This is a genomic window from Reyranella sp. GW821-FHT14A01, from assembly GCF_058803965.1.
On record NZ_JBXAPM010000011.1, the window covers coordinates 66,064 to 81,636 of the forward strand.

A 15,573-nucleotide genomic window follows, 5' to 3' on the forward strand; every position below is an offset into this window, starting at 1 on the left:
GCGCATGACCGCCGACGTGATCCTCGCCCTCCTCCCCATCGTCCTGCTCATCGCGCTCGGCATGGTCCTGAAGCACCGTGGCTTCCTCACCGACGGGTTCTGGCCGCAAGCGGAACGCCTCAGCTACTACGTGCTGGTGCCGTGCCTGTTCTTCCACAGCCTCGCCACGGCCCGACTCGATTCACTGCCGGCGCGCGAACTCGCCGCGACGTTGGTCCTCTCGACGCTCACCGTGGCCGCGTTGGTCGTCATGCTGCGGCCGGTGCTGAGGGTCGACGGGCCGTCCTTCACTTCGATCTTCCAGGGCGGCATCCGCTTCAACAACTATGTCGGCGTGACCTTGGCCGCCGGCCTGTTCGGTGCAAAGGGCATTGCGCTCGCCGCCATCTGCAACGCCGCGATCGTGCCCACGGTCAACATCCTTTGCGTGCTGGTCTTCGCGCGCCACGGCTCCACCCGGCTGACCGGCCGTGGCATCGCCAAACAGCTCGCCACGAACCCGCTCGTGCTCGGCTCCTTCGCCGGCATCGCCTTCCAGCTTCTCGGCCTCAGCGTTCCGGCGGGCGTCGAGCCGGCCTTGCGGGCGCTGGGCACGGCGTCGCTGCCGCTCGGCCTGCTCTGCGTCGGCGCGGCGCTGGAGTTCGGATCGGTGCGCCGCTGGATCGCGCCGGTCGCCGCCTCCTCGGCGATCAAGTTCCTGGCCATGCCGGTGGTGACCGTCGTGGTGGCCTCGCTCATGGGCCTGACGGGCCCGGCGCTCGTCACCGCGCTTCTCTTTCAGGCCCTGCCCACGGCTTCCTCCGCCTACATCATGGCGCGCCAGCTCGGCGGCGATGCACCGCTGATGGCCGGTATCACGGCGACGCAGACTCTCTTTGCCCTCGTCGCCTTGCCAATCGCAGCCGCCGGCATCGGAGCGATCACCGCCTGACGCCTTGACGGACGAACCCGTGGCGGCCCGTCCTGAAAGACGCCACACTCCGCGCCGATCGAACAAGCGTGAGTGATAGCGATGGCCGAGATCCTGACTGAACATCACCGCCTTCCCGGCGGTGATCCCGGCATCACGCTTTATCTGCGCAATCGCAGACGTGCGGACCTGGGCCCTCAAGGACCAGAGCGGACACTGCTCTTCATCCACGGCGCGACCTATCCGTCGAGCGCGACCTTCGATCTCGAACTCGACGGCCTGTCGTGGATGAGCTTCATCGCCGAGCATGGTTTCGATGTCTGGTGCCTCGATCTGCGCGGCCACGGCCATTCCTCGCGCCCACCGGAGATGTCGAGGCCGTCGCAGGAGAACGGCCCGATCGCGCGCGGCGATGTCGCCCAGCGCGACATCGGGGCAGCCGGTGCGTTCATCCGTGAAAAGCGCGGCCTGCCGCGCCTCACGATGATGGGCCATTCCTGGGGAACGGCCCTAGTCGGGCGTTTCTCGGCCGACAATCCCGATCTCGTGGAGAAGGTCGTGCTGTTCGCGCCGGTCTGGATCCGGCGTACGCCGAGCCTTGTGCAGGCGGGTCCCGACCCGCTCGGCGCCTGGCGCGGCGTGACGCGCGAGCAATGCCTGGCGCGCTGGACCACCGGCCTCGCGGAGGGCGAGCGCGAGGCCTTCATTCCGCCGGGCTGGTTCGAACACTTCGCCGACGTGCTGTTCGCGGGCGATCCCGAGGGGCTGGCGATGAACCCGCCGGTCGTGCGGGCGCCCAACGGCGTGATCCTGGATGGGCTCGAATACTGGAGCGCCGGCATCCCCTACTACGATCCTGCGAAGATCGCGGCCCCCACGCTCCTCGTGGTCGGTGACCGCGATGTCGACACGCCGCCCTATATGGCGAAGGAGCTCTATCCGCTGCTTCCCGCCGATTGCAGGAGCGATCTCGCCCTCCTGGGCGGCGGCACGCACTCCATGATGATGGAGACGGGCCGGATGCGACTGTTCGACACCGTCCAGGCATTCCTGGAGCGGTAACGCGTCCCCATATCGGGTCCATGCGAGTCCTGGACCTGCCCTATCTCGACTCCCTTGCGCGCGAGCTGGTGCGGCCGGCCGGCGGTCCTTCCGTCGACTTCACGCAGCCGGCCGGCGAAAAGGCGCTGGTGCCCGCGAGTTCGGTGTCGTGGCGCGTCTTCAAGAATCCCGTCGCGCTGTTCATCGGCGGCGTGGCGGCCGTGATTCTCGAACTGGCCGACCCCGCCGTGCGTACCGGTGTGTGGGAGCATTCATCCTTCCGTACCGATCCGAGGCGACGCCTGCAGCGCACCGGCCTCGCGGCCATGGTTACGGTCTATGGCGCGAAGAGCCAGGCCGAGGCGATGATCGCGGGTGTCGTGCGGATGCATCAAAGAGTCGAAGGCCATACGCCTGCAGGCGAAGCCTATCGCGCCAACGACGTGAATCTTCTCACCTGGGTACAGGCGACCGCGGCCTTCGGCTTCTCCGAGGCTTATCATCGCTACGTTCGCAAGCTGAGCCCGGAAGAGCTCGACCGCTACCACGCCGAGGGCGCGCCGGCCGCCCGTCTCTACGGCGCGCTCGATGCACCGGCCAGTAAGGCCGAACAGCTCGCCCTGTTCGAGCGGAAACGTTCCCGGCTCGAATCCTCGCCGATCGTCTTCGAATTTCTCGACATCATCCGCACAGCACCCGTGTTCCCGCCCCCGCTGCGGCCGCTACAGCGCCTGCTCGTGCACGCCGCCGTCGAGATGGTGCCGGATTGGGTGCGCGAACGGCTGGGCCTCGGCCCCGGATACGGCCTGTCGCCATGGCAGAGGGCGCTGGTGCGCAAGGCCGGTTCGCTGTCGGACCGCATCCTGCTGCGCTCGAGCCCCGCGGTTCAGTCCTGCCGCCGCCTCGGCCTCCCCGACGACACGCTTTACCGGACGTGACCGGCCCTAAATCGTCGTCGCGGGCTTGATGTCACCGCCGCCGGACGGGCGGCAGAAGGTCAGGGCGCCGATCGTGGTGTGGCCGTTCTTGGTCACGGAGAGCTTGAGCGGCCGGCAGGTGCTGCCGTCGGCCCGCACTTCTGGCGCGCCGGCTGCCGCCGCGCTGACACCGGTCGGCTCGGCATCGATGTTCTCGGGCACCACGGTAAAGGCGAACATCTGGTCGGTCGTGGCGACGAAGGCCAGCCGGGCCGCCTCGAGAAGGCGGCGGCGTTCCTGGTCGTCGAGGCCCCGATACTGGCGGGTGCCGACCGGCGCCCCACCGGTCGGGCCGGCGGTCACGCCCTCGTCGGCACGGCCGACCGCGGCACTCACTTCACGCGCCGTCTGGCTGCCGCCCCTTCCCGAGCCCGGGCCCGGACTCGCGCCCGTCGTCGTGCAGGCGGCAACGAAACCCAGGGTGCATCCGATCAGCGCCAATCCTGTACGGTGTCCGATCCTTCGGCGGTCATGCTCCTGCATCCGATCCCCAAGCCCCCTTCACCGTTTCTTGGCGTTGCCGTTGGCGCCGAACTTCCACTCGTAATTCAGGATGACACGATAGTCCCGGATCGTCGTCAGGGCGCCGTCCTGATACTGGTCCAGCAGACCGATACGGCCGCGCAGCCAGAGAGGCCGCATCCAGTCGGGCCAGTCGAGCACGCTGTTGGCGACGAGATAGTCGAGCGTGAAATCGTATTCGTTGTTGGTCGACAGCGCCCGCCGCGTCAGCGCATCCATGGCGCCGTTGCCGAACACGACGTTGGAGGTGAGCGCGAAGCCCGGCAACTTCACCACGGCCAGGTCGAGCTTCATGCCGATCAGGGCGGCGCCCTCGTTCGCACGGTTGAAGTCCTTGACGATCATGCTGGTGTAGCCGGCCCAGGTCCCGTACGGCGAACGATAGGCGGCGGCGCTGCCGGTCTGCGTGTAGGTCGCCGACAGGGTCACCGGGCCCCAGGTAAAGTCCAGATCGAGGCCTCCCGACCAGGTGCTGAAGGCGCGACCGGTCAGCGCGTGGATCCCATTGCTGCCCTGGACCATGACCTGGCCGCTGATGCGCAGGTCGATGTCGTCGGTCAGCGAGACCATCTTGGAGAAGTCGGCATATGCCGAACTCAAGACGTTGGGGACGTGATAGCCCGACAGGCGCGCCTTGAAGCTGTCGTCCGGCGCAAAGGTGAGGCCGAGAAGGCCCATCCCCTCGCTCACGCCGGCGGGGGCTCCCGCCACCTTCGCCATGTCGATGAACTCCACGCTGTTGCGCGGCTTCTCGTTCGCCACGTAGCCCGCGAAGTAGCTGAAGTCGCCCAGCCGGCCGGCCAGCGTATAGGCCTCGAATGTATTGGGCGTCATCCGGTTGTCCTGCGGATTGACCTCCGGCTGGTTGATGAGTTGGCGAAAGGCGGTGAACTCCTGTCCCCAGAGTCTCAGCTGGCCCCAGGCCTGTCCCAGCACCGTGTAGCCGAGCTGGCCGGGCCGCAGCAGGAGCGTGCCCTCCGTATCCGTGGGTGCTGCGAGCGGTTGGGAGGTGTAGCCCACGACGCCGAAGCGGACGGCATCGTAGAACCATCCCGTCTCGTAGCCGATCCAGCCACCCCCCGCCCAACCCATGTTGTTCGGCGGCGCCGGGTTGAGACGATCGAGAAAATAGCTGCGGACATGGACCGTGATCGTGGCGTCGTCATAGAGGCCACGCTTCAGCGCCGATCCCATGTCCTGCGCGACGGTCGGTGCGGCAACCATCGTCGACAGGATCGCGGCCGACAGAATCCTGGATGCCTTCACGTCATTCCTCTCCCCTGCGGCGCAGAGAAGCCTACTTGTCCCCGTTCAACAACCCTTCTTCCAGCATCCAGGTCGCTTCGAGCACGGTCCTCATCCCCACCGTGTGCGCGAGCTGGAAGGCATCGCCATAGATTGTCTCGTCGGGATATTCGCCGACGATGGTGAAAGGCGGCGCATACTGATCGGTCATCGACGAAACGTACGGAACGCCGCGGTGGACCTTGAAGGGCAGGTTGCCGACATGCGCCTCGAAGGTCTTCAGATGCGATTCGTTGAACTCGCGGAGGCCCGGCGTCTCGCTCACCCGTCCCGCCAGCTCGTGCACGAACCGCTCGGCGGCCTCCTGGAAAGCAGCATGATAACGCATGATCAGGAAAAAGCCGCGCGGCACCATCCACAGGAGCGAGTCGCGCGGAACGTAGCCCGTATGGGGACGCGTCCATTCGTGTGCCGGGTAGCCATGAAGATTGACGTGCAGGCGGACGTTGCCGCGGCGGTAGGCCTCCTGCCTCACGGCAAGCTCGTGCAACGGCTCGCTGTCGCGATAGGCGATATCATCTCCCAGCGCTGAGTAGCGCGCGGCATGATGCATGTGCCGCGGATTGTGCAGCCGCAGCGCGCGATGCAGCGCATAGCCGTCCGGGTTCTCCTGCGGGAACAAGGCGAACTTCACGCCGCGCGCCTTGAGGGACGCCGCCGCCCGCAGGACGCCGACAACGCCGGACGTTTCGTTCGCATGCTGGCCCGCAGAAAGCACCAGGCCGAGATCCTTGCCGTCGACGAGGGTGGCAAGTACCGGGGCGCCCCGCTTCGAGGCGCCGTCGAACCGGACACCGCCAAGGCGATCGACCTCTTCGGCAATACGCTCCGGCGTCAACGGGCTTTGCGCGTCCTCCAGCTCCCGCGGCGATTCATCGATGGCAAAGGGCGGCTCGATCGCCGACCGGATTTCCAGGAGCAGCTCAGTGGGGCCCGTCCCGCGCCTTATGTCCGGCACGATCTGCCCCGGCTGCAGGGTGCGGTCGCCGGCGACCCGGCCGTTGAGGAACTGGAAATACTCCAGGGCCGAGAAATACAGGTCTTCATGCAGGGCTTCGCGCGTGCTGATGCACTCGTCGCCATAGGGGAGTGGCTGCTCGATGCCGCCGGTGCGGACACTCATCCGCAGCACGTCGAAATGCGGCGGCGGAGGCCACGCATGGTCCTTTACCGCCTTCATGATCTCAAGGAATGCCAGCTCGTACTCGGTTTCCACGGGATGACCCGTTTCGGCATCGCCGACCCAGCCGCACGGCGCCAGCGCGGGATCGCCGAAAGGCGTGCGCCGCTCGCGGTTGGGCGCAAAGATCTCGTGGACCACGGTCCTCGAACCGTATTGCAGCGTCACGACGTAATGCAGTGGTTTGCTTCCCTCGGCAAAAACGATCGGCACTTCGCGCAGCAGGCCTGCCAGCGGATAGGCTTCCAGTCGGAAGCGCTGCGGTGCCGCGAGTACATGGTTCGGCGTCTCGATCCTGACGCCAGAGAGGCCCGACAGCTCGACCTCCTCGAGGAAGAAATGCAGAAGGGGCTTGTAGGCGCTGCGGATCCGCGCGCCGATTCCCCGCGCCGCCAATTGGCTCTCCGCCTCGTGGCGCGATTCGCGATCCTCGAACAGCCAGGCCCGGAAAGTGCCGCCGGCCTGCTGGACGAGCGTGTCCAGGGTCCGGGAGATGGTCCGTTGAAAAATCACACCCTTATCCATCCTCGACCGATCTTTCTGTTTGCCCCGCAGTGCCTTTACAATAAGCCCAATCGGACCCACGCCTCTTGAAATTACTTCACGCTTAGGTCCGGTAAATCTTTACTGAGCCCCTTCCGGGCGCGTGAGGGCCGACCTCCCGCTCAACGGTTCAGCGCTTTCGAACCGCTGACAAATCGATCGCCTCGGGCATAAAAGCGCAGAAGACGATCGGCCTCCTTCGAGAGGCCGATCCGTGTGCTTGTTCCGATTTCGGTACCGTCGCCAAGGTCCCGTGCAAGCCATAGAGGCCCTTTGCGACACAGGTCGATACCGTCGAGGCGCCGATCGATGTCAAAGGCGGCGGAAAGACGTCCCGGGCCCCGGGCCAGATCGCGCAGGCTCTCGACTCCCCGGTTTCGCTGCATCGCTGCAATGCCCTCGAGCGGCGCCACCGCCCGGATCAGGACTCCGGCCCCCACACCGGCGGGCTCGCTCGAGACGTTGAGCATGTAGGACACGCCATAGGCCAGGTACACATAGGCATGGCCGGGTCGCAGGAAGAGTGCATGAGTGCGAGCCGTCTCACCGCGATAGGTATGACCTGCGGCGTCCCCGACGGGATAGGCCTCCGTCTCGACGATACGTCCGCTGAGGATACCTGCAGGCGTCGACCGCACCAGGAGCTTACCGATCAGGTATCGGGCAAGCTCGACGGTATCGACGGGCAGCTCCGACCGATTGAGCACGCGATAGCCGTGGTCCGGCGCCCTCGGCACGGACTAGACCATCCGCTCGACCCATTGGGCGCGCGAGGGGCCGGGCTCGAACGGCTCGCCGAAATATTGCGTCTCGCGAACCACCTTGCCGTCCTCGAACTCCATGATGCTCACCACGTGGAACGGTTCCTCGTCGTAGGTAAGAATGAGTTCGCTGACCCAAAGCGTGCCACCGCCGAGTATACGCCGCACGCTGAACCGCTTGCGGCTCGGCTGAGCCATCCGCGACGCCTGGATTCTGTGCACCCCGCGCATCCGCTCGCCCGACTGAGGATATTCGAGCACCGCGTGCTCGCTGTGATTTCATGCTCCGCCACGAAATCGTCGGCGTCGGAGGCCTCCCAATGCCGCAGCAACGCGGCGCGCATATCCTCGTCCTGCATTCCGTCGCTCCCTGCTTCACACGAAAAGCCTGTCGGCGTGCCACTCTTGTCCGGCGTCAATGATACATGAGAAGTCGCTTCGGCATTCCCGTTGGCGAAACCGGGAGGCGGTTCGTGCGCGCCGAGGCTTGCCAGCGCGCGTGAGGGCTGCTCCCCTTCGCCAAGGGAGAACACAAAATGCAAGGCGCGACCTATGACTACATCGTCGTCGGTGCCGGGTCCGCGGGCGCGGTCGTCGCCAGCCGGCTGAGCGAGAGCGGCACCCATCGCGTCCTCCTGCTCGAGGCGGGCACCCAGGGCTCGAACTTCTTCTGGTCGAAGGTGCCGGTCGGCGTCGCCAAGATGATCGACGATCCGGCCGTCAACTGGTGCTACTCGTCGGAGCCCGACGAAGGCTCGGGTGGACGCCGCATCGCCGTGCCGCGCGGCCGCATGCTGGGCGGCTCCAGCTCGATCAACGGCATGGTCTATATCCGCGGCCAGGCGCAGGACTACGATCACTGGGCACAGCTCGGCAATCGCGGCTGGAGCTACCAGGACGTACTGCCGATCTTCAAGCGCATGGAACGCTTCGAGGGCGGCTCCGACGAGTTCCGCGGCCGCGACGGCATCCTCCCCGTCACCCATACGCCGCGCAACAAGGTCCCGCTGCTGGAGAAGATGATCGAGGCGGCCGAGAAGATGGGCCTGCCCTACAATCCCGACCAGAACGGCGCCTCGCAGGAAGGCATCGGCATGTCCCAGGTGACGATCACCAAGGGCCGCCGCCAGAGCACCGCCTTCTGCTATCTCGATCCGGCGCGCTCACGCCCGAACTTGCAGATCGACCAAGGCGCGATTGCCGAGTCTCTCATCCTCGAAGGCAAGCGTTGCGTCGGGGTGCGTTACTCAGTCAATGGCGAGACGCGCGAGGCGCGGGCCACGCGCGAGGTCATCGTCTCCGGCGGCTCGATCAATTCGCCGAAGCTGCTCGAACTCTCCGGCATCGGTCAGGGCGACCGGCTGCGGTCGCTCGGCATCGCGCCGGTGCACGAGCTGCAAGGCGTCGGCGAGAACCTGCGCGACCACTATTCGCCGCGCATGAAGTTCGAGATCACCGGCAAGAATCTCACCTTCAACGACAATGCGCGCGGCTGGCGACTGGCCCGCGAGGCGCTGAAATACGCGATGTTCCGCGAGGGGTTCCTGGCCTCGACCTCGGTGCCGATCCGGCTCTACTTCCGCACGCGCGTCGGCCTCGACTCGCCCGACGCCACCATCTCGATCGCGCCCTTCCTCTACGAGATGGTCGGCAAGGAGCGGCGTGTCTCGGCCCAGAAGGGCATCACCATGAACGTGAACGTGCTGCGCTCCGAGAGCGCGGGCTCGGTCCATATCAAGTCTGCCGATCCAAACGAGCCGCCGGCGATCCGCTTCAACTTCCTGTCGACCGAGCACGACCGCACCGGCATCGTGAACGTGCTGCGCAAGGGCCGCGAGCTGATGGCGACCTCGCCCCTCAGGGAAGTCGCCGGCAAGGAGATCGCGCCCGGCGCCCATCTCCAGAGCGACGCCGAGCTGCTCGAATGGGTGCGCAACAACGCCGAGACGACCTATCACCCGGTCGGCACCTGCAAGATGGGCAACGACCCGCGCGCCGTGGTCGATCCCGAGCTGCGCATCCACGGCCTGACCGGCCTTCGGATCGCCGATGCTTCGATCATGCCGACGCTCACCTCGGGCAATACCAACGCCCCCACCATCATGATCGGCGAGAAGTGCGCCGCGATGGTGCTGGCAGCAGCTGACGTGGCGCGCGCCGCCTAGATTACGGCCGGCCGCCGATCCGCATTCTCCGCCCACGCGGCCACCTTGCTTACACATGCTGGCAGATCATCGCGAACCTGATAGACCCAGAAGCGCATGACATCCCAGCCCATCTCAATCATGCGCAAGTTTCGAAGCTGATCGCGCCGTATGAGTTCACCGTCCCAGTCCCGGTGATAGTGCTCGCCGTCGACCTCGATATTGAGCCGGCGTCCATTTGGCCGAATCAGAGCAAAGTCGAGAATGTAGGAATCGACATCGTATTGAGGCACAGGCCGCAAACCGGCTTTCACCAGGGCCGTCCAGAGTACCTTTTCCCAGTCGGAAACAAGATTCGGCTGCGCGACCGTGGGGTAGTCTGTGCCCTGGGAGAGGGATCCTGTCGTCGTGCTCAATTCAGCTGGGTGCCTCAGCCCGGCTACATATTTGGCGAAAGCACTGAGATACTCGACTTCGCTAACCTGACAAGCGACGGCGTCGCCTACAACGACCAGCGCGCCGCGAGCGCGCGTAATACCGACATTGAAGATATTACCCTGACTCTTCAAGAACCCGGAGGCCGTGTCGGGTGCATCGCAGGAAATCACCGGTGAAAACAGGATAAGGTCGCGCTCGTCGCCTTGGAACCGGTGCGCGGTTTCACAGATAAAGTTGCGAGACGATAGGACCGCAGCCAGTGCGGCATCTCGCGCTATGAGCTCTTCGATCAAGTTAGCTTGCGCCCTGAATGGAGTGACAACGCCCATCTCGCCTAAAAAGCGCTGATCAAGGGCAAGCCGCCGCAGTTCGGCTACAACCGCGGTCGCCTCTTCGTGGTTGAATGCGCCGCCAGCAAGAGGGCGCCCGGTGCGTCCTTTGACGTCCACCCACCGCACCGCTGGTCCGTCAGGGCGTTTCAACCGCTTGTAGTCGGTCGCCACACGCAGGCGACCGCCATAGAAGAATTCGTTGGAAAACCGAATGATCGACTCGTGGCTACGATGATGGTCGCGTAAGGCCACGATCGACCCTGAAGACACCTTAGCAGCCGCGAGATCGTAGAGCGCGTTCGCTCGATAGCTCCAGTTCGCCCCCGGCGCCGAAAGAATGTCATGCTTCACCATCAACGCCTGCTCACGCTGCTGTGACAGACGTGTTATGTGGCGAAGCTGTTGCGGATCTCCGATGATTACCGCCCGCTTGGCTCGATAGAGAAGTGGGATTGCCGACGCAATATCGCACTGGCTTGCCTCGTCGATAACCACGAGATCAAACGCCCCTGCTGTCAGCGGAATTCGGCCGCGCGCTGAAAGAGACGTGACAGCCCAGCAAGGCAGAGCCTTGTTTGTCTTACCAGCAAGCTCGTAAAAGCGGCGCCAGACCTTGCGGTCGATTGTCCCGCCCTGTTCGTCTGTCTTGGCGATGAGCCGCAAGAGTGCCGCATACTCTCCTACAGCTGACCGGTCATCCTTGTTCAAACGGTCCGGTAGAAGCGTCGACCATGATCGCCAAGCCTCTAAGGACAGGGCGGCAATTCCTTCGACTTCACGAGCAATATCGATCGCAAGCTTGCCCGAATCACTTCCGTTCGACAGCTCAGTGAGGGCCGAGCGATAGCTAGCTGCATCTTGCGCCGCCCTAATGAATGCCTCACCCAATCGCCAAATATTTTCCGGCTCTTCCGCGCCGCCCGGCCAGCGATCAAAGCGGATGAGCACCTCGCGGACCGCCATTGCCGCTTCGTCCACCCGGCGCCTCAGCGCGCCTTTTCGCATCGGCCAAAGCAGCCGGTCGATCAACGGCACCCCTTCGCGCTTCGCTCGATGGAGTGCTTCCGCCAGAACTTGTACATAGTGTGGCAAGTTTGAATCGAGTACATCCGCAGGGCTCGAAAACTGCTTATCGTTTAGGACCGCGCGGCTGCCTTCGGCGAGTCGTTCGAGCCCATCAACGCGATTACGTAGCGCGACCAAATTCTCGTAAGCACGCAGCTTGCTATTAAACACCTCACCTTGCAGCCTGAGCCGCGCTAGCGTCTGATCGTAGACGTGCCGATCATCTGCTGTCGGCTTAAAGGATAAGATCGCACTCAGGTGTTGCGCCAATTCCTCTTGCAGCGCTCGCGTTCCAAGTCTCAAGACGGTGGGCCTGGGAGCCAGACCGTTGACCCGATCGAGCACCACGTCCACCGCCTTGTTGTTCTTGCTGGAGAACAGCACACGCTGCCCACGCCATGCCGCGTTGACGAGTATCGCTGATACGACTTGGGACTTGCCGGTCCCAGGTGGGCCGGTGATGACGGTCAGAGGCTCGGTGAGGGCATCGCGCACTGCGTTCCGTTGCTCTGCGTTGAGCGGAGCCGGCTCTAGCAGCAGTTCATCGTCAACAAGCCGCGACGGTGTCTTGCCAAGCAGTACACCTAGACTTGATTTTTCTATCTCGCTGTCACTGACCCGCTGAAGATCGGAGAGGTCCCGTTCAAGTCCAACAGTGAACGGTGACCTGTCCACGATAACGGCTATCGCAGCATTGTAAACTCCTGGCTCCACAAGACTGCGAAGGGCTCCTACCGGTCGCAACGGCGCGGGCACCAACGCCTCCTTCCACGGCCACTCGGGACGAAGATCGCGCAACCGGGCAACCAATTCGTCCAGCGGCGGTTGGTCGCCAACGTCGAGCCCCAGTTCCTCGGCTAGAAGCGCCACCTCTTCGAGAATATTCTCCGCCGCGCCAGTGCTGCGAACGGCCCTCGTATTCACGATGGGTTCGGGCAGAAAGGAAAGTTCGTTTGCGTCGGGGCCCTGTGGCCAAAGCAGCAGCGGCTCGACCATCTTGCCCTCCCAGCCGCCGCGGCCACGTACTTGCCGCAGCACTACTGGGTATCCGAGCCACAAGATTTTCTTACGAGAGTCGCGTCGCTGCCGGCCGACCAGCTTACGCAGCGAATCCGAGTGGCCTTCCGGTGAAAGGCCATCCAGTGGCCAAGATGGCAATTCGACGTAGTCTAGATCGTAGCGGGAATCCGCGAACACGCTTACGCCACTGTCGTCGTCTTGCGCGAGGCAGTCGAGGTAATAGCCGAAGAGCGAGTGCAAGGCGTTGCCCCCAGTTTCAGGCTGGATGGAAGCCTCCGACTGTGGCAGCTCGTCGGAGCTGATCGACCAAGCGTACTTCTTGTCCTGTTTCACTTTGCCCCGCAGCGATCCGTGCAGGAGCTGATTGATTGCGGTCCGATCGACACCCAGCGAGTCTGCAAGATCTTTTGCCTTCATCCGCCCGCGATCGCGCAGATGTTCCAGAATGCGACTCTCTAGATCCTCGGCCACGGTTGTGCTCACACGATTCCACGGGAGAAGGTGACGAAGCCTGCCGCCGAGGAGTGGAACAACTTTCCGCGGCGCCAGCAAGGAGACGACCAGGATGGCCGGCTGAGCCTAGGGAGTGACCACCAGGTTAGGTGTGAGGTCTTGCACGTCATCGACGCCTATACTGACTGTCATTTCAGCAGTAGCCAACCGATTGGATCTACCTCCAGAGCGACGCCGAACTGCTCGATTGGGTGCGCAACAATGCCGAGACGACCTATCACCCGGTCGGCACCTGCAAGATGGGCAACGACCCTCGCGCCGTGGCGATTCCGAGCTGCGCGTCCATGGCCTGACCGGCCTGCGGGTCGCCGACGCCTCGATCATGCCCACGCTCACCTCGGGCAACACCAACGCGCCCACGATCATGATCGGCGAGAAGTGCGCTTCGATGGTGCTGGCAGCAGCAGCGGTGGCGCGCGCGGCCTAGACGTGGATACCGTAGGTTCTGCGAACCTCGCGCTTTGCTAGCGAAGGTTTCGACATGCCGGAGATCGAGGACGGTGAGCCATGACCCTTGAGATCATCGCAAGTGACTACATTGCGCGCTTTCGTGCCCCCGCCATCGCCGAGATGACTTACTACAAGGAGCAACCCTCCTTGAGCGAGGCCATCCGATTGGCAGCACTATCACGTACGACCCACGGCAAACGCCATGCACATCAGCGCCGGATTCCCGGGCATGTGTTGAAGACCGCCGAGCAGCGCCTACAAGGCGTTTCGGTGAGCCTTGGCAAAGCAAGGTCGTTCGACGAAGTGCATTACCTAGTTACAAATGAGATAGGATCATTGCGCGGGATTGGCGAACTTGCGATCTACGATTTCTCGCACCGAATTGGCGCATTCCTCGAACTTGCGCCTGACCTCGTCTATCTCCATGCCGGGACGCGAGTCGGGGCACATGCCCTGAACCTGGAAGGTGACGCCATTCCGACGAGCGACTTCCCTCCGGCATTTCGCTGCCTTTCAGCAGCAGAGATCGAGGATTGTCTCTGCATCTACAAGTCACTGCTCAAACCCGGCACGACGGGGCGCATTAGTCGTTCGTTGTGCATGACCGTCAAACGGCCGGTTTGCCACTAGTTGGATTGGGGAACCGACCTCGTCCGGTTCAGCAGCGACAGGATCGCGAGCGCCGTCACGCTCAACTCAGCGAGGACAGCGAAGGTCGCCTGCGCGCCGATGCCGGTCATCAACCCCGCCAGCACCGGCGGCGCCAGCGCGTTGATCAGGTTGATGGGAAGGGCGATGGTCGCCATTGCCGCCGCATAGTCGGCCTTCTTGAAGAAGACGAGCGGCAGGGTGGCGCGTGCCACGGCAAAGGCACCGCTGCCCAGCCCGAACAGCGCGAGATATCCCGCCACGGACAAGGCACCCGCGCCACCGAGCCAGAGGAGCGCGAGACCGAGCGGGATCATCGCACCCGCGACCAGCCCGGTGGAGAGACCGTCCCAGCGCCGGCCGCCCACCAGATCGACAATGCGGCCGCCGACCTTGCAGATCCCGAGGAGCGACGCGATCGCGACGGCGCCGGCCAGGTCCATGCCCATTGCCTGCAGGAGCTGGATGCCCAACGCATCGATCCCGAAGGTCACGAAGCTGTTGAGCGCGATGGCGGCCACCATCAGCCGGAAGACCGGTCCCTTGCGCAGGTGTCCAGCGGCCGGCGTCGCGTCCGTCGCTGCGTGTATCGCCGGCAGGCCAAAGCGCACCAGCGGGCAGACGATGAGGAGCATCACGGCTGCATAGGCCGCACCAACGCCGCGCCAGCCCACCAGATGTTCGAGGAAGGCGGTGATGGGCCAGAAGACGCTGCCCGCGAGACCCGTCACCAGCATCAGCGTGCCGATCAGGCTGCGCGCTCTCTCTTCGGCATGGTCGGCGATGTAGGCATAGGCCGCGGTGGTCAGGAACAAGGCACCTGCCGCACCGACCAACGCCCACGCCATCCAGAAGACCGCCAGGTTCGGCGACAGCGCGAGCAGCCCCTGCCCCAGGCCGATTCCGGCGGCGCCCGCGACCATCGCGCTCTGCGCGCCGAAGCGGCGGAAGGCACGGCCGGCCCACGGTGCGGCGAGTCCCATGGCCATGAACATCACCGAAGTGCCGAGGAAGATCGACGGCAAATCGCTGCCGAAAGACGCCGCCACCGGTGGCGCGATCACGGGCAGCACGCCGATCGTGCCCCAGCCGGTGATCTGGGTCAGCGCGAGGATGAGCAGTACCCGGAGATGGCGGCGCATCGTTCGTCGTCGGCGATCGGACGAAGGCTTGCCTTCAGGCCAGTGACTTCTCGAAGTAGACGCGGTTGAAGCCCGATTCGGTACGCCGTCCGACCTCGACATAGCCGAGCCTTGGATAGATCGAGAGGTTCTCGATCATCTTCTCGTTGGTATAGAGGTGCACGGCGCCGAAGCCGCGCTGCCGCGCCGTGTCTTCACAGAAGGCGATCAGCTTCTTGCCGACGCCGCGTCCGGCGGCGCTGGGCAACACGGCGACATTCTCCAGCATCACATGCCCGTCCTCGGCATAGAAGACGATGAAACCCTCGAAGACGCCCTGGTCGTCGGTCGCGACATAGACATGGCCGTCGGCGATCTGTGCGGCGAAGTCGGCAACCATCGGCGCGGGTTTACGGCCCATCGCCGGCACGTAGCGCGCATAGGCCTGCTCGGCACAGGTCCTCACCTCGGGTTCATCGCTGGGCACGGCCTGCCGGATCATGTCGCTCTCGTCCATCGCGGGTGCGGCGATACTGACTAAGGGAAACGCTTCTTGAAAGCCGACAGTTGCGTCCTGACCGGTTCTGCAACGCGCCGGGGCAG

Annotated in this window: 12 protein-coding genes and 2 pseudogenes; 6 read left to right on the top strand and 8 right to left on the bottom strand. The window is 64.4% G+C overall.

Annotated features, from left to right (window positions below; translation table 11 throughout):
- Positions 1-4: 4 nt before the first annotated feature.
- From AC1ROX_RS19980 to AC1ROX_RS19990, 3 genes are all read left to right on the top strand, one after another.
- Positions 5-931, top strand: a complete 927-nt coding sequence (locus tag AC1ROX_RS19980; RefSeq protein ID WP_493128335.1) for an AEC family transporter — start codon at positions 5-7, stop codon at positions 929-931.
- Positions 932-1,012: 81 nt separating this feature from the next.
- Positions 1,013-1,972 (top strand): alpha/beta hydrolase, encoded by a 960-nt coding sequence (locus AC1ROX_RS19985; protein WP_493128337.1) that lies wholly within the window; start codon positions 1,013-1,015, stop codon positions 1,970-1,972.
- A gap of 20 nt (positions 1,973-1,992) precedes the next feature.
- Positions 1,993-2,889: an oxygenase MpaB family protein gene (locus tag AC1ROX_RS19990; RefSeq protein ID WP_493128338.1), complete on the top strand. Its 897-nt coding sequence runs from the start codon at positions 1,993-1,995 to the stop codon at positions 2,887-2,889.
- Between the two features lie 6 nt (positions 2,890-2,895).
- On the opposite strand, the gene AC1ROX_RS19995 is transcribed toward AC1ROX_RS19990, so the two are convergent.
- From AC1ROX_RS19995 to AC1ROX_RS20015, 5 genes and pseudogenes are all read right to left on the bottom strand, one after another.
- The gene (locus AC1ROX_RS19995; RefSeq protein ID WP_493128340.1) at positions 2,896-3,369 is read right to left on the bottom strand and encodes a hypothetical protein; all 474 of its coding nucleotides are present in this window, start codon (positions 3,367-3,369) and stop codon (positions 2,896-2,898) included.
- A 60-nt stretch (positions 3,370-3,429) separates the two neighbouring features.
- Entirely contained in the window at positions 3,430-4,716 is a 1,287-nt protein-coding gene (locus AC1ROX_RS20000) for an OprD family outer membrane porin (RefSeq protein ID WP_493128342.1), read from the bottom strand.
- A 31-nt stretch (positions 4,717-4,747) separates the two neighbouring features.
- On the bottom strand, positions 4,748-6,520 hold the full coding sequence (locus AC1ROX_RS20005; RefSeq protein ID WP_493128344.1) for a M14 family metallopeptidase: 1,773 nt from the start codon (positions 6,518-6,520) through the stop codon (positions 4,748-4,750).
- A gap of 80 nt (positions 6,521-6,600) precedes the next feature.
- Entirely contained in the window at positions 6,601-7,215 is a 615-nt protein-coding gene (locus AC1ROX_RS20010) for a DNA-3-methyladenine glycosylase (RefSeq protein WP_493128346.1), read from the bottom strand.
- 3 nt (positions 7,216-7,218) lie between these two features.
- A pseudogene (locus AC1ROX_RS20015) lies at positions 7,219-7,598 on the bottom strand (nuclear transport factor 2 family protein).
- Between the two features lie 177 nt (positions 7,599-7,775).
- Here AC1ROX_RS20015 and AC1ROX_RS20020 point away from each other — a divergent pair.
- The gene (locus AC1ROX_RS20020) at positions 7,776-9,404 is read left to right on the top strand and encodes a GMC family oxidoreductase (protein WP_493128348.1); all 1,629 of its coding nucleotides are present in this window, start codon (positions 7,776-7,778) and stop codon (positions 9,402-9,404) included.
- Here the strand turns inward: AC1ROX_RS20020 and AC1ROX_RS20025 are convergent.
- Entirely contained in the window at positions 9,401-12,709 is a 3,309-nt protein-coding gene (locus AC1ROX_RS20025; protein ID WP_493128350.1) for an AAA domain-containing protein, read from the bottom strand. The two genes, AC1ROX_RS20020 and AC1ROX_RS20025, sit on opposite strands and share 4 nt — an antisense overlap.
- Before the next feature lie 206 nt (positions 12,710-12,915).
- Here AC1ROX_RS20025 and AC1ROX_RS20030 point away from each other — a divergent pair.
- Both AC1ROX_RS20030 and AC1ROX_RS20035 read left to right on the top strand, forming a co-directional pair.
- A pseudogene (locus AC1ROX_RS20030) lies at positions 12,916-13,178 on the top strand (GMC oxidoreductase); the annotation flags it as partial.
- Positions 13,179-13,258: 80 nt separating this feature from the next.
- Positions 13,259-13,831 (top strand): hypothetical protein, encoded by a 573-nt coding sequence (locus tag AC1ROX_RS20035; protein WP_493128352.1) that lies wholly within the window; start codon positions 13,259-13,261, stop codon positions 13,829-13,831.
- Here the strand turns inward: AC1ROX_RS20035 and AC1ROX_RS20040 are convergent.
- Positions 13,828-14,991, bottom strand: a complete 1,164-nt coding sequence (locus AC1ROX_RS20040; RefSeq protein ID WP_493128354.1) for an MFS transporter — start codon at positions 14,989-14,991, stop codon at positions 13,828-13,830. The genes AC1ROX_RS20035 and AC1ROX_RS20040 overlap by 4 nt on opposite strands.
- Before the next feature lie 34 nt (positions 14,992-15,025).
- Positions 15,026-15,472 carry a GNAT family N-acetyltransferase gene (locus AC1ROX_RS20045; RefSeq protein ID WP_493128356.1) on the bottom strand — a complete coding sequence of 149 codons (447 nt, stop codon included), beginning with the start codon at positions 15,470-15,472 and terminating at the stop codon, positions 15,026-15,028.
- Between the last annotated feature and the right edge of the window lie 101 nt (positions 15,473-15,573).